We start from the raw sequence: 19508 nt of genomic DNA, 5'->3' as shown, positions 1-19508 counted from the left end.
AGCAAAAGGGCCTCGCCAAATGGCGAGGCCCTTCTTGCTCGAGGCAGTACGATTAACTGCCGTTAGCCTGAAGTGACGGGCTTGGCGCCGCCTCCATGAATGGAGCGCTGGAACAGGAACAGCGCCCCGCCGATGGCCAGACCTATGATGTCGGTGTAGATGCCACCATAGATCAGGAACAGGGCGCCTATGAACATCACCAGGCGCATCCACGCCTTGACTGGGCCGAAGAACCACGCCTGTACCGTCGCTGAGAGCAGCACGATGCCCAGCGTTGCGGTAACCCCGACGCGCAGGATCTGCATCCAGGACCCCTCCATCAGCATGGCCGGGCTGTAGAAGAACATGAACGGCACGATGAAGGCGGCGAGGCCGATCTTGAAGGAAGCCACGGAGGTGGACATGGCGTTGTCGCCGGAGATGCCCGCTGCTGCGTACGACGCCAGCGCGACCGGCGGCGTGATCGCCGAGACCACCGCGAAGTAGAACACGAAGAAGTGCGCCACCAGCGGCTGGATGCCGATATTGATCAGACCAGGAGCCACCACCGATGCGGCCACGGCATAGGCCGCCGTGGTGGGCATGCCCATCCCCAGCAGGATGCTGATGCACATGGCGAAGAACAGCGCCAGTAGCTGACTGACCCCGGCGAGACCCAGCAGCAGCGAGGAGAAGCGCGCGCCGACGCCGGTCAGCGAGATCACGCCGACGATGAGGCCGGCACAGGCACATACGGCGATGATCTGGATCGCCATCACGCCAGCCAGTTGCAGCGCCCTGAGGATTGCCGCCGGGCCCATCTTGTTGGGCGAGATCCAGCTCACTACGGCGGCCGAGGCGGTGGCCAGGGTACCGGCGCGGATCACCGAATAGCCCATGAACAGCGCGGCGATCAGGATGATGATCGGGGCGAACAGATAGACCTGCTTGACCAGGCGACGGAACTGCGGGATCTCATCCTTGTTCATGCCGCGCATGCCCTTGCGGGCCGCCTCGAAATCCACCATGAAGTAGATCGACGCGAAGTAGAGAATGGCCGGGATGAGTGCCGCTACGGCGATCTCGGTATACGGGATACCGGTCACCTCGGCCATGATGAAGGCGCCTGCCCCCATGATGGGGGGCATGATCTGACCGCCGGTGGAGGCGGCTGCCTCGATGGCGCCGGCGCTGCGGCCCGGATAGCCCACCTTCTTCATCAGCGGGATGGTCAGCGAGCCGGTGGAGACGACGTTGCCGGCGCTGGTGCCGTTGATCATGCCCATCAGGCCGGAAGCGAAGATCGCCACCTTGGCGGGGCCACCACGGGCGCGGCCGGCAGCGGCGAAGGCGAAGTTGACGAAGTAGTCGCCGACCTTCGAGGCCTGCAGGAAGGCGGCGAAGATGATGAACAGGATGATGTAGGTCGAGGAGACCGCCGTGGTCGGCCCGAGGATGCCGGTGTCGGTGTAGACCTGGCTGAAGAAGCGGTTCAACGACAGGCCCGGGTAGCCGAGAAAGCCCGGCAGGTAGGGGCCGGCGAACACGTAGAGCAGGAAAATGGCGGAAATGCTCACCAATGCCAGTCCGGCGACGCGGCGGGTCAGCTCGAGAATCAGCAGCGAGCCGGAGATGGCCGCCCAGGTGATGCCGACGGGGGCGAAGGAAGTACCGGTAGAGGCACGCAGCGGGGTGTTGAAAACCACCAGCAGGTAGCCGGCGCTCGCCACGGCGCAGACCATCAGCACCAAGTCGGCGGGCGACAGCTTCTCGCGTACCTGACGATAACTCCAGGCCAGCAGGATGCCGCCGACGGTGGCAAGCAGCAGCGGATAGCCGAAGTGCCAGGTCTCGATCTGCGGATCGATGCGCATGGCGCCGCCGCTGATCGTCTGGTTCATCAAGAAGACCTGGATCAGGGCGTAAATGGCAGGGATCAGCAGCGCGTAGCTCGCCCAGGCCAACCAGGCGGGCGAACGGTCGGTACCTTCCGTGTCGGCGAAGCGGCTCCCGGCATAGAGGGCATAGCCGAGCACGAGCGCACCTGCGATATGCACGATACGGAACGACCAGGTTTCCATCGGATAGACGTTCAGCGAGAACAGATGGAAACCGGAGTAGAGAATGGCCAGGGCGGCGACCACCAGCCAGTGCCAGCCGACGTAGAGTCTACGGTTGGATTCGACGATGTCCTCGTCGACCCCTTCGGCGATGGAGTCAGGGGTCTTTTCGACCGCCTCCTCGGATGCCCCGGAACGGGGGTCGGAAGTGTTGCTCATGGGGATGTCACCCTCGGGTGTAGTGCTGCAGCTGTGTCATGACATGCCCCGCACCGAGCGGTGCAGGGCATTGGCCGAACGACGGCGCTTACTTCTTCAATGAATCGTCGATCTCGTAGCCGTTCTCCTCGTACCAGCGCACGGCACCCGGGTGGAACGGCAGCACCTTGTTGTGCTCCAGGTTCTCGGGAATGCTGTGCTCGGCGCTGCGATGCACGTTACGCATCTTGTCGTTGTTCTCCATGGTCACCTTGGTGACTTCGTAGACGAAGTCCTCCGGCAGGTCGCAACCGGCGATGGCGAAGTTCCACATGGAGACGGCACGCGCGTCTTCCTCCAGCGTCTCGTAGGTGCTGGCAGGAATCATGAACTCGGAAACGGGAAAGGCGTCGATGACCTGCTGTTGCTCTTCTTCGGTGAACTGGATGATATTCACGTCGGTCTGCACTTCCAGCTGACTGACCGCCGGAATCGGAATGCCGGCCGCGAAGGCGATCACGTCCAGCAGGCCATCCTGCAGCTGGCCGCCCAGGTCGTTCCAGCCGCCGTTGCGGCGTTCGAAGTTCACTCCCAACTCCTCCAGCATGGCCGGGAAGTAGGTATCCGAGGTGGAGGCCGCCGGGCCGAAGCCGATGCGGGCGCCGTCGGGAATGTCCGAGATCGATTCGATGCCTGAGCTGGACAGGGCAGTAATGGAGAACGGCGTCTCATACATCGGGAAGAGCGCACAGACGTTATCCATCGGCACGCCCGGCGCCAGCGGGCTTTCGCCTTTCACCGCGTCCGAAGCCGGGCCCATGGTGGTCAGGCCGAAGGCCACGTCGCCGCCATGCACCAGCGCCAGGTTCTGGGTCGGGCCGCCGGTAACTTCGCCGCCGCCGGAGATGTCGAGTTCGTCAGCGATCAGGTTGGCCCAGCCGGAGCCATAGACGAAATAGGTGCCGCCCTGGCTGGCAGTGCCCACGGTGAAGTTGCTCGGCCAGTCGGAACGATCCTGGGCCGAGGCCGACGCTGCCGCGAGCACGAGGGCGCTGGCCAGGGTTCCGGTGAGCACTTTGGGAGTGACGTTGCGCATGGCTATCTCCGTTGCATTTGTGGTTATACCTCAGCGGTCTGACGACACGCTGGACATTCAGTATGGTGCAGAAACTGCCCTGGCGCGGTGAGCGCCGGACTGACGTTTGGCATAGGATATATAGCAGTCGCTGTGCCACTTGTAATTTTACTGAACGGTATCAATGTGTTGCCATTGATTTGTTAGACCAAGGTCGAACGCTTCCGAACGAGTCGGGGATGGAGTCCCGCACAGTTGCCTGGGCGCGATATGCGGAAATCCGCACACTCCTGATCCCTTGGCAGGAGACTGCTCTCAGTGAGGGCGGGTTCCGCCAGGGGAAGAGACGGTGGGCTGGTGAGTACGCGACGTACATCGCATAAAGGCCGTGCCCCGGCCGGGCGACATCGTCAGCGCGAAGACTGAAAAGTCGATCCCTCAGCGGCTTCGAGGGTCGAGAATTTTCACGGTCTGGATGGTGTCGCGCTGTTGCTCCTCGCGCTCACGGTTGACGCGCGTCTCCAGTTCGGCAGCCGCTTCGTCCTCGATCGGTGCCTGCTCGAAGAAATCGCAGCTGACGCAGTCGCGGTAACGCACGCCGTTCTGCTCCCAGGAGCGAATGCGATCCATCTCGGCACAGCGGGGGCAGATAGCGCCGGCAATGAAGCGTTTCTGAACGGCCATGGAATCTCCCTAGGATGGCCGCCGGTGAGTCCGGCGGCGCTGTGGCTAACGATACCTTGCCGTGCTCGCGGTGTCAGGCAGCACGGATACCGCTGTGGCGCAGCAGTGGCTCGACGCTTGGCTCGCGACCGCGAAAAGCCCGGAACAGCTCTGCGGCGTCGCGAGCACCGCCCTGCTCGAGGATCTCGCGGCGGAAGCGACGCCCGGTCTCCGAATCGAAGATGCCGGCCTCCTCGAAGGCGCTCCAGGCGTCGGCAGAGAGTACCTCGGCCCACTTGTAACTGTAGTAGCCTGCGGCATAGCCGCCGGCGAAGATGTGGCTGAAACCGTTCTGAAAACGGTTGAAGTCGGCCTTCGGCACGACCGACACGGCGTCGCGCACCTCGTCGAGCAGGGCCTGCACCTCGGCCGCCGTGGGCGCGCTTAGCTCATGATGCAGGCGCAGGTCGAACAGCGAAAACTCCAGCTGGCGCAGCAGGCCCATGGCCGACTGGAAGTTCTTGGCGGCCTGCAGTCGCTCCAGCAGCTCGGCGGGCAATGCCTCGCCGCTATCGACATGTCCGGCGATCAGGTCGAGTCCCTCGCGCTCCCAGCAGTAGTTCTCCATGAACTGGCTGGGCAGTTCCACTGCGTCCCAAGCCACGCCGTTGATGCCGGACACTTCGGCCACCGTCTGCCGGGTCAGCATGTGGTGCAGGCCATGGCCGAACTCGTGGAACAGGGTGGTGACTTCATCGTGGGTCAGTAGCGCCGGCTTGTCGCCCACGGGGCGGGTGAAGTTGCAGGTCAGGTAGGCCACAGGCAACTGAAGGCTGCCATCCTCGTGGCAGCGGCGTACCCGGCACTCGTCCATCCAGGCCCCGCCGCGCTTTCCTTCGCGCGCGTAGAGGTCGAGGTAGAAGCCGGCAATGGGCTCGCCATTCTCCAGGATGCGGAAATAGCGCACCTCGGGATGATAGCGGGGCGCCTGGAGATCCTCTTCGAAGGTGACGCCGTAGAGTCGCTCGACGACGCGGAACAGGCCGTCGACCACTCTTGGCGCGGGGAAGTAGGGGCGTAGCTGCTCCTGGGAGATGGCGTGGCGAGCCTCGCGCAGCTTTTCGCTGGCATAGCCGATATCCCAGGGGGCCAGCGCGGGGATGTCCAAACTCTCGCGAGCATAGGCTTCGAGTTCGGTGAACTCCTCCCGGGCTTGAGGCACCGCACGGCGCGCAAGGTCGTCGAGAAAATCCAGCACCTGGCGGGGTGACTCGGCCATCTTGGTGGCCAAGGACAGGTCGGCATAGCTGGCGAAGCCGAGCAGCTCGGCCAGTTCGTGGCGCAAGGCCAAGGTCTCCTCGATGATCGGTGCGTTGTCGTACTCGCCGGCATTGGGACCCTGGTCCGAAGCGCGGGTGACGAAGGCGGTATAGACCTCGCGGCGCAGCTCGCGGTCGTCGGCAAATGTCAGCACCGGGTAGAAGCTGGGGAAATCGAGGGTGATGCGGTAGCCCTTGAGGCCCTTGGCCTCGGCATTGGCGGCCAGTGTCGCCAGGGCGCTCTCCGGTAAGCCGGCCAGTCTGGCCGTATCGTCGATGTCCTTGTGCCATGCCTGGGTGGCATCGAGCAGTTGGTTGGAGAAGGTATTGGAGAGTTCCGACAGGCGCGCCTTGATCTCGCCGTAGCGCTTCTTCTGCTCCGCCGGCAAGTCGACCCCGGCGAGGCGGAAGTCGCGCAGGGTATTGTCGACGCTGCGGCGCTGGGCTTCATCCAGCTCGGCCCAGGCCGGCCCCTCCTTGAGCGACTGCCAGGCGCGGAACAGCCCCTCATGCTGGCCCAGCCAGGTGCTGTAATCCGAGAGCTTGCCCAGACAGGCCTGGTAGGCCTCGCGCAGGGCCGGTGAGTTCATGGTGCCATTGAGGTGCGAAACCGGTGACCAGGCACGAGACAGCCGGTCGTTGAGCGCCTCGAGTGGCGCGGCCAGGCTCTCCCAGGTCGGCGCCTCCTGCTGCGCTCGCTCGACCAGGGCCTCGGTGCCAGCACGATTGTCGGCGAGCAGCTTCTCGATCGCCGGTACCACGTGCTCCGGCTTGATCGCGGCGAAGGGGGGCAGCTCATGTGACTCAAGCAGCGGATTGTGGGGCATGCGCACCTCGGGTTGAAGTCGGGCGGGTAAAAGCGAATAGCAGTTAGATGCGGCCGCAGGAGGCGGGTTTCAATCCCCAAGGGGATTGGTGGTTATGGGCCGGCCTGATAGGCTTGCGCCTCCACGAAAGTCGAGGTGACGGCATGAACGCAACCCTGGAACGCTGGAGTACGCGGCGGGCCTTCATCCTGGCCGTGACGGGCGCTGCGGTGGGACTTGGCAACATCTGGCGCTTCCCGTACATCACCGGAGAGAATGGCGGGGCTGCCTTCCTGGTGCTCTATGTGGCTTTCGTGCTGCTGCTGGGACTGCCGGTCATGATGGCCGAGATCCTGATCGGTCGCGCGGGACGGCGTGCGCCCATGCAGTCGCTGGGTCATCTGGCCGGCCTGGTCGGGGCCAGCCGTCACTGGCGCCTGCTGGGACTGTTCGGCGCCTTTACCGTGTTCTGCATCCTGTCGTTCTACTCCGTCGTTTCGGGCTGGTCCATCGAGTTTCTCATCACGGCGGTCAATGGCGGCTTCGTCGGCCGCGGCGCCGACGAGATAGCCGCCGGGTTCGAGACTTTCCTGGGCGATTCGCGCCGAATGGCCTTCAACCATACGCTTTTCCTTTTCATGACCATGACCGTGGTCGCGGGGGGCGTAGCCAAGGGGCTGGAGCGGCTCAACAACCTGCTGATGCCGTTGCTCTACCTGCTGCTGGTTTTGCTTGCCGGCTACGCTGCCACTACCGATGGGTTCGGCGCGGCGCTGGCCTGGCTGTTCAAGCCGGATTTTTCGGCCATCACTCCGCTGGTGGTCATGCACGCCATGGGGCATGCCTTCTTTACTCTGGCGCTAGGGGCCTGTGCACTGATGGCTTACGGCGCCTATATGCCGGAGCATCAGAGCCTGCCGCGTGCGGCCGGAGCGGTAGCCGTGCTCGACGTCGGCGTGGCATTGCTGGCCGGTATCGCCATCTTCTCGGTGGTGTTCACCCAGGGCATGGATCCCGGCGAGGGGCCGGGACTGATGTTCGTCACTCTGCCTATCGCCTTTGCCGAGCTGCCCTGGGGGGCGCTGTGGCTCAGTGTGTTTTTCCTGTTGCTGCTGCTCGCGACCTGGACCTCTTCGATCAACCTGGCCGAACCCATGGTGGCCACCCTGCAAGGAATGGGGCTGAGTCGCGGCAAAGCCGCGGCGGTGGTTGGTGTCTCGGTGTGGCTGGTGGGGCTGCTATCGGTGTTGTCTTTCTCCGCCCTGGCCGAATGGCGCCCTCTGTTCGGCATGAACTTCTTCGACCTGGTCACCACCATTCCCACCGAGATCTTCCTGCCGGTGGGTGGTCTTCTGATCGCCGTCTTCGCCGCCTGGATCATGTCGCGACGGGAGGCACAGGCAGCCCTGGGCGCCGGTGAGTCGGGCTTTCGCCTGTGGCAAGTGGTGGTACGCTGGGTCTCGATCCCCCTGGTGGCCGCTGTACTGGTGGCGGGGTTGTTGTAAAACACTTGATGCGACCGGCGAGGGCGCCGGCTGGAGATAGCATGAACGCAAACGATCCCATTCGCCGCTGGCAAGGCACGCGACCCTCTCTGGGGGCGAGAGTCTACGTAGACCCGTCCTGCATGGTGCTGGGCGACGTGACGTTGGGCGACGACTGTTCGGTCTGGCCCATGGCGGTGATTCGTGGTGACATGCATCGCATCCGCATCGGTGCCCGTACCAGCGTGCAGGATGGCAGCGTGCTACACATCACACACGCCAGCGATTTCAACCCCGACGGTTTTCCTTTGACCATTGGCGACGACGTCACCATCGGCCACAAGGCGATCCTGCACGGCTGCACCCTGGGCAATCGTATCCTGGTGGGCATGGGCGCCATCGTCATGGACGGCGCAGTGGTCGAGGATGAGGTGATCATCGCTGCCGGTGCCGTGGTGACCCCAGGAAAGCGCCTCGAGAGCGGCTTCGTCTATGCCGGCAATCCGGCCAAGGCGCTGCGTCCGCTGAAGGACAAGGAGCGTGCTTTTTTCCCCTATACCGCTGGCAACTACGTGCGGCTGAAGGATCAGTATCTGGCTGAATATGGTGAGTCGTCAGCGGGGTAACGCTGCGCTACGTGACTTGACAACGAGAGACTTCCAAGTCTTTGTTTTTCTGCGCTGGGCAAGCGATAATCTGTATATTTATTCAGCTAAAGAGGGTTTGCCCGGCATGGCCGATTTTCGCACCCATCTGAGTGCCGCCGTGGGCGGCGGCGCCCTGCTGGCCTTTGCCGGCTGGCAGGGTGGGGTCTGGACGCCGAGCGAGGCGTTACCGCTTGGGGCATTGACCGCCTTCGGGGGCATCCTGCCCGATATCGATGCCGATCATTCCCACGCCGTGCGCCTGATCTTCAATACCATGGCCGTGCTGGCGGTAATGGTGGGAGTGCTCCTGCTGCACGCTCAGCTCGAGCCAGGTGCGCTGCTGATGGTGTGCGGCGGGCTCTATGTCGGGGTGCGCCTCGTACTCAGCCCGATTTTCAAGCGCTTTTCCGTGCATCGCGGCATCTGGCACTCGCTGCTGGCTGCCGTGCTGTGCGGCTTGGCGACCAGCGTTGCCGGCTACCAGTGGCTCGGCCAGCCGGCCTGGCTTGCCTGGGCCCAAGGGCTGGCACTGCTGCTGGGCTACTGCATCCATCTGCTGCTCGATGAGCTCTACAGCGTGGATCTTACCGGTGCGCGGCTCAAGCGCTCCTTCGGCACGGCAATCAAGCCGTTCGATTACAATGCACCGGGTAATTCGCTGTTCATGCTGCTGGTCGCGGCGAGTCTGCTGCCTTGGCTGCCGCCCTTCACCACCCTTCAGGAGCTGGTGCTTCAGGGGTCGACTTTCTGGCGGTAGTCCTCGGCCCTGAGACTGTATTTACGCAGCTTGTCGTAGAGCGTCTTGCGCGGCAGCCCGAGGTGTTCGCAGACCTCCGTGATGCGTCCACGGTGGCTGACCAATGACTGGCTGATCAGGCTCTTCTCGAACAGTTCCACCTGCTGCGGCAGCGCCAGCTCGGGGTTGTCCGCCTCGACGCCCTCCAGCAACCCATCGAGGCGGTAATCGAAGGCCGAACCCAGGAGTACGTAGCGCTCGGCCAGATTGCGTAGCTCGCGCACGTTGCCGGGCCAGTCGTGAGCCATGAGGGAGGAGATGCCGCCGGTGTCCAGCGGCGGGGCTTCCAGCCCGCTGCGGTTGGCGGCGACCACGGCGAAGTGCTGAAACAGCAGAGGAATGTCCTCTCGCCGTTCGCGCAGCGGCGGGATCGGCAGGGTGACGACGTTGAGCCGGTAATAGAGATCCTCGCGGAATTCACCGGCTTCTGCGGCCAGCTTGAGGTCCACCTTGGTCGCGGCAATGACGCGAATGTCCAGTGGCACGGCCTCATTGGCGCCGAGACGCTCGACGCAGCGCTCCTGCAGCACTCGCAGCAGCTTGACCTGCAGCGCCAGTGGCATGGATTCGATTTCGTCGAGGAACACGCTGCCGCCGTTGGCGTGCTCGAACTTGCCGATGCGCCGTTCCACGGCGCCGGTGAAGGCGCCTTTTTCATGGCCGAACAGCTCCGACTCGATGATGCTCTCTGGTACCGCGCCGCAGTTGATGGCGACGAAGGGGTGTCCGCCGCGTGGGCTGCGCTCATGAATGGCTCGCGCCACCAGATCCTTGCCAGTGCCGGTCTCGCCGAACAGCAGTACATCGGTTTCCACCTGGGCGATGCGCTGCACCATGGAGGCGAGGCGCTGGATGGCAGGGGTTCGCCCCACCAGGCGTGGGCCGGGGGCGGCCTGCTGTGCTTCCAGTTCGGCTTTCAACTGGCGGTTCTCCAGGCTCAGGCGTCGCTTGTCGACTCCGCGGCGAACCATCTCGACCAGCCGCTCCCCGGCAAAGGGCTTCTCCAGAAAGTCCCAGGCGCCCTCGCGCATGGCTTCCACGGCGGTGGAGATGTCGCCGTGACCGGTGATCAGGATGACCGGCAGGTCGGGGTCGCGCAGGCGGACTTCGCGCAGCAGCGCCATGCCATCCATGCCGGGCATGCGGATGTCGCTGACGATCACGCCGGGAAAGTCGGGCGCGAGCGCTTCCAGAGCACTCTCGGCGCTGGCGTGGGGTTCCGGCTGGTAGCCGGCCAGCTCCAGGGTCTGGCCGGCGGAAATGCGCAGGTGGGGTTCGTCGTCGATGATGAGTACCGGAATGGCCGCCGGGTCATGCATGTGAGCTCTGCTCCTGGGTTGGCGATGGCTGGGAAGCGCCGGGACGTTCCTCGCGAGGCAGGGTAATGGTGAAGCAGGCACCGGCGCCAGGTTGATTGGTGGCTTCGATGCTGCCTCCCAAGTCCTTGATGATGCGCGCCGAGATCGACAATCCCAGCCCCAGTCCGCTACCTGGGGATTTGGTGGTGAAGAAGGGCTCGAAGATGCGCGACAGATGCGGCTGCGGAATGCCGGGGCCGGTATCGGTAACGCTGATCCTCACCTGGGCCAGCTCTACCTCGATGCCAAGGGTGAGCTTGGACACGGGCGATTCCGTCATGGCCTGAAGCGCATTGCCGATCAGGTTGACCAGCACCTGCTCGAGGCGAACCAGGTCGGCATGCACCCAGACCTCATCATCCCAGCAGCGTATCACCTCGACCTCGCGTAGGCGGTTCTGGTAGAGCCGCAGCGCATAATCGAAACATGCCTGCACCGATACCGCCGTCAACGAGCTATCGCTCTTGCGCGAGAATTGGCGCAGCTGTGCGCTGATCTCGGCCATGCGCTCGGTCAGCTCGACGACCTGGGCCAGGTTGGCATCGGCGGCTTCCAGGCGCTGGCGCTCGAGGAAGGCGCGGGCATTCTCGGCGTAGGCGCGAATGGCGGCCAACGGCTGGTTGAGTTCATGATTGATGCCGGCGGCCAATTGGCCGAGCACGGCAAGCTTGGCGGCCTGGATCAGTTCGTCGCGAGTCTGGCGAAGATTCTCCTCCGCCCGACGTCGCTCCTCGATCTCGTCGGAGAGCAGGCGGTTGGTCTCCAGCAAGTCGCGGGTGCGGTGCTCCACATTGCGCTCCAGCTCATCCCGCGCTCGGGCCAGGGTGTGGCGCTCGCGCTCGGCGAACAGCTCCCGTTCCCGACGCAGCCGCAGGCGCTGCCAGCCGATGCCGCCGGCCAGGACGACCACACCGTAGAGCCCACCGGCCAGCGCGGCGGCCAGCCACTGTGCCTGATAAACGGTGCCGAGTGGCTTGAGGATGTGCATGTTCCATCCGAATGCTTCCATGGGGCGGGCCAGGCCGAGATAGCGGCTGCCGGCCAGCGCCCCCTGATTGAAGCGCACCAGTTGGCTACCATCGCTGCGCTGGGAGAAGACTTCGATGCCCGATGGCGACAGCGGCTCGTCGGCGTAGCGGCGAGTGGCCAGCAGCGCCTGGCGCTCCTGCTCGGAGAGCGGATGCAGTGCGGCCATACGCAGCGCGGGATGGCTGGCCATGAAGATAATGTCGTCTTCGTCGGTCACCATCAGTTCGGCGTCCTGCTCGGCCCAACTCTCCTCGATCGCATCGAGCAGCACCTTGATCACCATCACTCCGCTGGGGCGGGCGTCGGGGGCGGTATCGTCGAGCCACACCGGGGCCGAGAAATAGTAACCACGCTCCAGCGATTGGACGCCCAGACCGTAGAAACGGCCGCGTTTGCCCTGGATGGCATCCTGGTAGTAGCTGCGGAAGGCGTAGTTCTGGCCAATGAAGGTATCGGGCCGATGCCAGTTGCTGGCAGCCACGGTATTCGCGTTTGCATCCAGCAGGTAGACATCCGAGACATCGGCGGTGGCACGGAACTGGTCGAGCAGCAGGTTGAGCGGCATCGGATCCTGCTGCCCCTGGTTGAGCAGGAAGCGTCGCACCACTTCCCGTGAGGCCAGCAGCTGAGGCAGGTAATCGTGGCGAGTTAGATGCCCTTCGAGGCCGGCGGCGGAGAGGCGCAGCTCGTTCTCGGCTTCGCGCATCAACGTTAGCAGCGCCTGCTCGCGCGCCACTTGGGCGGCCTGCCACATGACCACGACCAGGCCCAGCGGCAGTAGTAACAGCAGCAGCCGGCGCAGGCGAGCCGAGATGCGAGGCGGGCGGTGCGGACCTTTCACACGGCGCTCCTCAGGGCTGGATTTCCGGCAGCGCCTGGGCGCGTCGCAGTGCTCGCTGAGCACGGGTCTCGGCACGCTCCATCTCGAGCAGTTCCTCCTCGACGAAGACCAGATGCTCATGGGAGCGCGCGCGGGCATCCTCGGCCCGGCCTTCGAGAATGGCGTCGAGCAGGGCTCGGTGCTGCTTCATCAGCATCGGCCGTGACTGGGGTTTCTCGAACAGGTGGGCAAGATTGTCGACGATACTCTTTTCCAGTAAGTGGAAAATACCGCGAATGGTATGCAGCAGCAGCACGTTGTGCGCCGCTTCGGCGATGGCTAGGTGGAAGGCAGCATCCGCCTTGGCTTCCAGCTCCGGGTCGCGTCCGGCAAAGCAGGCTTCCAGCTCCTCGAAGCGCTTGATCAGCATGGCGCGATCGGCCGGGGTGGAGCGCAGCGCGGCATAATAGGCCGAAATACCCTCCATGGCGTCGCGGAACTCGAGCAGATCCAGGTGGAACTCCTGGTGTCTGGCCAGCATGTCGAGCAGCGGATCGCTGTAGCCGCTATTGAGCTCGCGCGTGACGAAGGTGCCGCCGCCCTGGCGGCTGGTCAGCAGGCCACGGGTCGCCAGCTTCTGGATGGCTTCACGCAGCGAGGGACGCGACACCCCGAAGCGCTCGGCCAGCTCGCGCTCCGGTGGCAGGCGCTGGCCGGGCTTGAGGCTGCCCTCGAGAATCATCGCCTCGAGGCGCTCGGTGATGACGTCGGCCAGCCGCGGCTGGCGCACGTTCTGATAGGTCATGCGGACTCCTTGGAGAGTCGGTGTTCGCTTAATTGGTCTTACCAATAGTGGCCTGAAATACATCTCCTTGCAAATGACTTGACACTAATGCCAAGTCCAATTTCCTTGAAGAAGTCATTAAGGCAGGTGGCGGATAGACGAAAGTCTATGCGGGCTCGGGCTGTAAAATGGGACTTGGCGTTGACACTGCCAATGGTGAGTCCTAAGGTTCAACGACCTATTTAGGTAAATTGGTTTTACCAATTATCACATAACCAGAAAGCTATAATCAGCAGACCGTTACTGCCTCCGGGCCGACAGTGAGGGAGCCTCATGACGCCAGTCAAGCTGTATCCACCCAAGCCGGAGAAGGTCTACTTCTTCGGCACTTGCCTGATCGACCTGTTCTACCCGGACGCCGGTCTGGATGGCATTCGCTTGCTCGAGCGTGAAGGTATCGAGGTGATTTTCCCCCAAGGGCAGACCTGCTGCGGCCAGCCGGCCTACACATCTGGCTATCACGATGAGGCGCGGGCTGTGGCGATGGCCCAGCTCGACCTTTTCCCCGAGTCCTGGCCGATCGTCGTTCCTTCAGGCTCGTGCAGCGGCATGATGCGTACCCACTACCCCCAGCTCTTCGCCGGTACCGAGCACGAGGCGCAGGCAAAAGAAGTGGCCGGGCGGATATTCGAGCTTACCGAATTTCTGCTGCATGTTTGCCAGCTCAGGCTCGAGGACCGCGGGCAGCCCGAGAAAATCGCCATGCATACTTCCTGCAGCGCCAGACGTGAGATGGGGCTGGGCGAAACAGGCCCGACACTGCTGGCCAGGATGGGCCAGGTCGAACTGGTGGAGCAGGCGCGTGCCGCTGAGTGCTGCGGCTTCGGTGGTACCTTTGCGGTGCGCCACCCCGAGGTTTCTGCCGCCATGGTCGAGGACAAGACCCAGGCGATCGAGGCCACCGGAGCGACGCGTTTCGTTACCTCCGACTGCGGCTGCCTGATGAACATCGCCGGCCGCTTCGAGCATCAGGACAAGGCGATCGAGGGCGAGCATATCGCCAGCTACCTGTGGCGGAGAACCTCATGAGCTCAGCACGCGAGTCGGTGCAGACCTACACACCACGCGAATTTCATCGTCAGGCCCACGATGCCCTCGGCAACCCCCAGATCCGCGCCAATTTCCGTCGGGCGATGGATGGCCTGATGGGTAAGCGGCGTGACGTGTTCAGCGACTGGGATCTCGAAACCCTGCGCGAGCTGGGTGCCAGCATTCGCCTGCGGGCGCTGGCCAAGCTGCCCGACTTGCTCGAGCGGCTCGAGGCCAACTGCCAGGCCAACGGCATCCAGGTGCACTGGGCCGAGAATGGCGACGAGGCGTGCCGCATCATCCGCGAGATCTGCCAGCGCCACGATGCCAAGGCCGTGATCAAGGGCAAGTCGATGGTTTCCGAGGAGATGCATCTCAACGCCCATCTGGAAGAGGCGGGCATCGTGGCGCTGGAGTCCGACCTGGGCGAGTACCTGGTGCAGCTCAACGAGCAGACGCCCTCTCACATCATCATGCCGGCGATCCATCTCAATACCGATGAGATCTCCGACATCATGCACGACAAGACGGGTATCGAGCGCACCCGGGACGTCGACTATATGACCGCGGCGGCACGGGCCCAGTTGCGCGAGCGCTTCATGGCAGCCGACGTGGGCATCTCGGGGGTCAACTTCGCCGTCGCCGAGACCGGCACCCTGTGCCTGGTGGAAAATGAGGGCAACGGTCGCATGACGACTGCGGTGCCGCCGGTACATGTCGCCGTGACCGGCATCGAGAAGGTGGTCGAGCATTTGCGCGACGTGCCACCACTGTATGCGCTGCTCACTCGCTCGGCCACCGGCCAGCACGTCACCACCTACTTCAACATGATCAGCTCACCGCGAAAGCCGGGCGAGCACGATGGGCCGAAAGAGGTTCATCTGGTATTGGTCGACAGCGGCCGTTCGAATATTTATCAGGACAACGAGCTGCTCGACACCCTGCGCTGCATCCGCTGCGGTGCCTGCATGAATCACTGCCCGGTCTATACCCGAGTGGGGGGCCACACTTACGGGACCACCTATCCCGGCCCCATCGGAAGCATCTTGATGCCGCACATGATGGGGCTGGAAGAAACCAAGGATCTACCCACCGCCTCGAGCCTGTGCGGCGCCTGCGGCGAGGTATGTCCGGTGAAGATCCCGATACCCGACCTGCTGGTGCGCCTGCGACGCGAGTCGGTGGGCGAGGGGCGCGGCAACGTGCCTGGCGCCGGGGTCAAGCGCACCAGGAAGGAAGCGGCGGCCTGGAAGGGTTTCCAGTGGCTGGCCACACACCCCACCGCTTGGCGCAGTGGTGCGGCGCTTGCCGGCAAGCTGCGGGCATTGGCCCCGTCGAAGCTGGGGCCATGGACCGAATACCGCACCGCGCCCAAGCCGGCCAAGAAATCGCTGCATGAACTGGTCAAGCGGCACCAGGCGGAAAAGGCCAAAAGGGAGGAGCGTCCATGAGCGCCCGGGACAATATTTTCAAGCGCCTGCGTGAACGCGCCGACGGCCCGCTGACGGCCCCCGAGAGCGACTTTGCCGTAGTCACAGGGCGCGGCTGGGGGCGCGAAGAGCGACTGGCGCGCTTCGAGCGTTGGATCACCTCCGTGCATGGCGAGGTGATCCATACCTCCTGCGATGCCTGGGCTTCCGCCTTGGTCGAAGTGCTAGAGGCCAAAGGCATTCGCCGCCTGGCGCTGGGCCGGGAGCATCCCGTGGCCGCCGAGGCGCGTGCGGCACTCGCCGAGGGCGGCGTCGTACTGATCGACGCCGACCGCGACATCGAAGCCTGGCGACACGAGCAGTTCCACGACGCCGACGCCGGCCTGACCTCCACCCGCGGGGCTATCGCCGAGACCGGCAGCCTGTGGCTGTGGCCGACGCCCGACGAGCCGCGCCTGCTGAGCCTGGTGCCGCCGATCCATATCGCCGTGCTCGATGCCGACACCGTCGAGGACACCTTTTTCGACGTGATCGAGCGCAACGGCTGGGCCGACGACATGCCCACCAACGCTCTGCTGATTTCGGGGCCGAGCAAGACCGCCGATATCGAGCAGACCCTGGCCTACGGCGTGCATGGCCCTCGCGAGCTGGTCGTTCTGCTGCGCCACCGCGAGCAATGCCCATGAGGGCTGCAACGGGGGCGACACCTGCCGACGCCTGGCACGAGCTCAAGCGTGAGCTGCTCGAAATCATGGATGTCGAGCGACTTATCGACGACCCGCTGCGCACCCTGGCCTACGGTACCGATGCCAGCTTCTACCGGTTGATTCCCAGGCTGGTGGTTCGTCCGGTGAATGAAGACGAACTGATGGCGGTGCTGGCCGGCTGTCGCAAGCGCGGCCTGCCTGTTACCTTTCGCGCCGCCGGGACCTCGCTGTCGGGGCAGGCGGTAACCGACTCGGTGCTGATCCAGCTGCGCGAGGGCTGGCGCGGGCACGAGATCCTCGAGGGCGGCCGGGCCATCCGCCTGCAGCCCGGGGTGATCGGCGCGCGGGCCAATCAGCTGCTGGCCCCCTTCGGGCGCAAGATCGGCCCCGATCCGGCCTCCATCAACAGCTGCATGGTGGGCGGAATCGCCGCCAACAACGCCTCGGGCATGTGCTGCGGCACGGCGCAGAACAGCTACCGCACGGTGCGCGACATGCGGGTGATACTGGCCGACGGCACCCGCCTGGACACCGCCGACCCGGCCAGCCGCGAGGCGTTCCGGCGTAGCCATGCCGAACTCGTCGAAGGGCTCGAGCGGCTCGCTGCCGAGACCCGGGGCAACGAGCCGCTTGCCGAGAAAATTCGCCACAAGTATCGGCTCAAGAACACTACCGGTTACGCGCTCAACAGTCTGATCGACTTCGACGATGGCATCGAGATTCTCAAGCACCTCATGATCGGCTCCGAGGGCACGCTCGGTTTCATCAGCACCATTACCTACGAGACGGTAGTCGACGAGCTGCACAAGGCCGCCGCGCTGGTGTTCTTGCCCGACATGGCCACCACCTGCCGCGCCACCATCGCACTGAAGCAGGCGCCGGTCTGGGCGGTGGAGTTGATGGACCGCGCCGCACTGCGCTCGGTCGAGAGCAAGCCGGGCATGCCCGAAGTGCTCAAGACTCTGCCCGACGGGGCGGCGGCGCTTCTCATCGATGTGCGTGGCGACGACGAGTTGCAGCTCGAAGAGCGGCTCCAGGCGGTACAGGCCATCTTCGAGGGTATACACACCCTGGAGCCAGTTGCCTTTACCCATGACAAGGGCACCTACGAGCTCTACTGGAAGATCCGCAAGGGGCTCTTTCCCGCCGTCGGCGCGGTGCGCGACACCGGTACCACGGTGATCATCGAGGACGTCGCCTTTCCCATCGAGCGCCTCGACGAGGGCGTGCTGGCATTGACCGAGGTCTTCCATCGCCACGGCTATCCGGAGGCGATCCTGTTCGGCCATGCGCTGGAGGGCAATCTTCACTTCGTCTTTCCTCAAGGCTTCGAGAAGCCCGGCGAGGTGGAGCGCTACCAGGCATTGATGGACGAGGTCGCGCAACTGGTCGGCGTCAAATATGGTGGTTCGCTCAAGGCGGAGCACGGCACCGGACGCAACATGGCACCTTATGTGGAACTCGAGTGGGGCCCCGAAGCCTATGCCCTGATGTGGCAGATCAAGGCACTGTTCGATTCCGAGAACCTGTTGAACCCGGATGTCATTCTCAGCCGCAACCCGACGCTGCACCTGGAGAACCTCAAGCCGCTACCGGCCGCCGACCCCATCGTCGACAAGTGCATCGAGTGTGGCTTCTGCGAGCATGTCTGCCCCTCTCGGGACCTCACCCTGACGCCGCGTCAACGTATCGTCGCCGCCCGCGAAATGGCCAGGCTCGAGGCACTGGGCGCAAGCCTCGACAGCGAAGAGGCCGAACGGCTCAAGAGGCTGCGCGAGGATTATCGCTACGCCGGCGACGAGACTTGTGCCGTCGATGGGCTCTGTGCCACCCAGTGCCCGGTGGGTATCAATACCGGCGAGCTGATACGCGAGCTACGTCATGAGCGGCTGGCCCAGCATGCTGATATGGCCCGGCGGGTGGGGCGGCATTTCTCCGGCACCACGCGCCTGGCTCGGGGCGTGCTCAACCTGGCGAGTACCGGGCGGGCCATACTCGGCGAGCATGGGCTCTCCAGGGTCAGCGGAGCCATTACCCAGGCGAGTGGCAGGCGCGTGCCGCAATGGATACCTACCCTGCCCAAGGCGGCCCCGGTACGCGTGCTCGGCCGGGGGCGCGTTTCCGACAGCACGCGAGAAAAAGTGATCTACTTTCCCTCCTGTGCCACCCGAGTATTCGGCGCAGGACATGGCGATAGCGAGAGTCGTTCGATCATGGAGACCACGCTCTCGCTGCTCGACAAGGCCGGCTTCGAGGTGATCGTGCCCGAGATGTCGGGGCATCTCTGCTGTGGCATGGCCTTCCAGTCCAAGGGCCAGTTCGACGAGGCAACACACAAGGCGCGCGAGCTCAATCGAGAGCTGCTGGTGGCAAGCCAGAACGGACGCTACCCGATTCTCAGCGACACCAGCCCCTGCGTGCTGCATATGCAGGGGCGGTTGGATGGGCGCCTTACCGTGCAGGAGCCAGTGGCCTTCGCTCACGATCATCTTTTACCGCGCCTGGAGATCACTCCCCTCGATGAACGCGTGGCTGTCCATGTGACCTGCTCGAGTACCCATATGGGACTGGGTGAGCGCATGGTGGCCCTGGCTCGGGCCTGTGCCCGTGAAGTCGTTGTGCCGGCCGAGATCACCTGTTGTGGTTTCGCCGGCGACAAGGGGTTGGTTACGCCGGAGCTTAATGCCTCGGCGCTCAAGGGGCTGGCCGGGCAGGTGGAAGCGTGCGACGCCGGCTACTCCAACTCGCGCACCTGCGAGATCGGCCTGTCGCTGCATGGCGGCATCCCGTATCGTTCCATCCTGTCGCTGCTGGATCGCGCCAGTCGCAACCGGATTGGCGCTTGAGCTTGTGATTTCATCCACAGGCGCTCGCCTGCGAGCGCCTGTGGATAGCGCTGCCGTCATCGAACCTTCATGAGCTTGCCGTCATTCTGAAACTTTTTTACAAGCGGCCCTTGCAGGGGCGCGGGGAAAACCGTAAAGTACGCATCCGCTGCCGGCGACGGGCAACGTAGCCAGCGGTGGGAAGAGTGGTAAGTGACTGTCCCGCTTTGGATTTTTCGACTCGCTTCGCAAAATTCCGGCTTGACGGACACGGCGGATTCGGTAGAATGCGCCCCACGCGAAACGACCGCCGGCGACGCCGGTCCTCGACGCCAGGTTCACTACGGTGACGGCCTCGAAGAGAGTTGACAAGCTCGGTCGGATCGGTAGAATACGCCTTCCTCGCAGGGCGCTGGCGAGGCCGCTGACAGAGTCAGCT

The 19508-nt window shown here is 64.1% G+C and carries 14 protein-coding genes; 7 read left to right on the top strand and 7 right to left on the bottom strand.

The window, feature by feature from the left end:
• Positions 1-62 precede the first annotated feature (62 nt).
• The 4 genes from HBJ55_RS15940 to prlC form a co-directional block, all read right to left on the bottom strand.
• Positions 63-2258, bottom strand: coding sequence for a TRAP transporter permease (locus HBJ55_RS15940; RefSeq protein ID WP_167117100.1), 2196 nt, complete (start codon positions 2256-2258; stop codon positions 63-65).
• An 88-nt stretch (positions 2259-2346) separates the two neighbouring features.
• Positions 2347-3333, bottom strand: coding sequence for a TAXI family TRAP transporter solute-binding subunit (locus tag HBJ55_RS15935; RefSeq protein WP_167117097.1), 987 nt, complete (start codon positions 3331-3333; stop codon positions 2347-2349).
• 417 nt (positions 3334-3750) lie between these two features.
• Positions 3751-3996 (bottom strand): YheV family putative zinc ribbon protein, encoded by a 246-nt coding sequence (locus HBJ55_RS15930; protein WP_167117094.1) that lies wholly within the window; start codon positions 3994-3996, stop codon positions 3751-3753.
• Positions 3997-4069: 73 nt separating this feature from the next.
• On the bottom strand, positions 4070-6121 hold the full coding sequence (prlC, locus tag HBJ55_RS15925; protein ID WP_167117091.1) for an oligopeptidase A: 2052 nt from the start codon (positions 6119-6121) through the stop codon (positions 4070-4072).
• Between the two features lie 143 nt (positions 6122-6264).
• Between prlC and HBJ55_RS15920 the strand changes: the two genes are divergently transcribed.
• The 3 genes from HBJ55_RS15920 to HBJ55_RS15910 all read left to right on the top strand — a co-directional run bounded on the left by HBJ55_RS15920 (position 6265) and on the right by HBJ55_RS15910 (position 8988).
• On the top strand, positions 6265-7605 hold the full coding sequence (locus tag HBJ55_RS15920) for a sodium-dependent transporter (protein ID WP_167117087.1): 1341 nt from the start codon (positions 6265-6267) through the stop codon (positions 7603-7605).
• A 41-nt stretch (positions 7606-7646) separates the two neighbouring features.
• The gene (locus tag HBJ55_RS15915; RefSeq protein ID WP_167117084.1) at positions 7647-8210 is read left to right on the top strand and encodes a gamma carbonic anhydrase family protein; all 564 of its coding nucleotides are present in this window, start codon (positions 7647-7649) and stop codon (positions 8208-8210) included.
• A 106-nt stretch (positions 8211-8316) separates the two neighbouring features.
• Entirely contained in the window at positions 8317-8988 is a 672-nt protein-coding gene (locus tag HBJ55_RS15910; RefSeq protein ID WP_167117080.1) for a metal-dependent hydrolase, read from the top strand.
• On the opposite strand, the gene HBJ55_RS15905 is transcribed toward HBJ55_RS15910, so the two are convergent.
• From HBJ55_RS15905 to HBJ55_RS15895, 3 genes are read right to left on the bottom strand one after another with little or no spacing between them, the layout of a single operon-like run.
• Complete coding sequence (locus HBJ55_RS15905) at positions 8964-10346, bottom strand: sigma-54-dependent transcriptional regulator (RefSeq protein WP_167117077.1); 1383 nt, start codon at positions 10344-10346, stop codon at positions 8964-8966. The two genes, HBJ55_RS15910 and HBJ55_RS15905, sit on opposite strands and share 25 nt — an antisense overlap.
• Complete coding sequence (locus HBJ55_RS15900) at positions 10339-12255, bottom strand: sensor histidine kinase (protein WP_338072036.1); 1917 nt, start codon at positions 12253-12255, stop codon at positions 10339-10341. The genes HBJ55_RS15905 and HBJ55_RS15900 overlap by 8 nt, the downstream gene beginning before the upstream one ends.
• 10 nt (positions 12256-12265) lie before the next feature.
• Positions 12266-13039: a GntR family transcriptional regulator gene (locus HBJ55_RS15895; RefSeq protein ID WP_167117071.1), complete on the bottom strand. Its 774-nt coding sequence runs from the start codon at positions 13037-13039 to the stop codon at positions 12266-12268.
• A 312-nt stretch (positions 13040-13351) separates the two neighbouring features.
• Between HBJ55_RS15895 and HBJ55_RS15890 the strand changes: the two genes are divergently transcribed.
• Genes HBJ55_RS15890 through HBJ55_RS15875 form a run of 4 tightly spaced genes read left to right on the top strand, consistent with a single transcriptional unit; the run spans position 13352 to position 19090 of the window.
• Positions 13352-14107, top strand: coding sequence for a (Fe-S)-binding protein (locus tag HBJ55_RS15890; protein ID WP_167117068.1), 756 nt, complete (start codon positions 13352-13354; stop codon positions 14105-14107).
• Complete coding sequence (locus HBJ55_RS15885) at positions 14104-15558, top strand: LutB/LldF family L-lactate oxidation iron-sulfur protein (protein ID WP_167117065.1); 1455 nt, start codon at positions 14104-14106, stop codon at positions 15556-15558. Before HBJ55_RS15890 ends, HBJ55_RS15885 begins: the two co-directional genes overlap by 4 nt.
• Positions 15555-16223: a LutC/YkgG family protein gene (locus HBJ55_RS15880; RefSeq protein WP_167117062.1), complete on the top strand. Its 669-nt coding sequence runs from the start codon at positions 15555-15557 to the stop codon at positions 16221-16223. The genes HBJ55_RS15885 and HBJ55_RS15880 overlap by 4 nt, the downstream gene beginning before the upstream one ends.
• Positions 16220-19090, top strand: a complete 2871-nt coding sequence (locus HBJ55_RS15875) for an FAD-binding and (Fe-S)-binding domain-containing protein (RefSeq protein WP_167117059.1) — start codon at positions 16220-16222, stop codon at positions 19088-19090. Before HBJ55_RS15880 ends, HBJ55_RS15875 begins: the two co-directional genes overlap by 4 nt.
• The last annotated feature ends 418 nt before the right edge of the window (positions 19091-19508 follow it).

It is taken from the genome of Billgrantia bachuensis (assembly GCF_011742165.1).
GTDB lineage: Bacteria > Pseudomonadota > Gammaproteobacteria > Pseudomonadales > Halomonadaceae > Halomonas > Halomonas bachuensis.
Note: the sequence above shows the minus strand (reverse complement) of the source record. Positions and strands in the feature narration are given on the sequence as shown.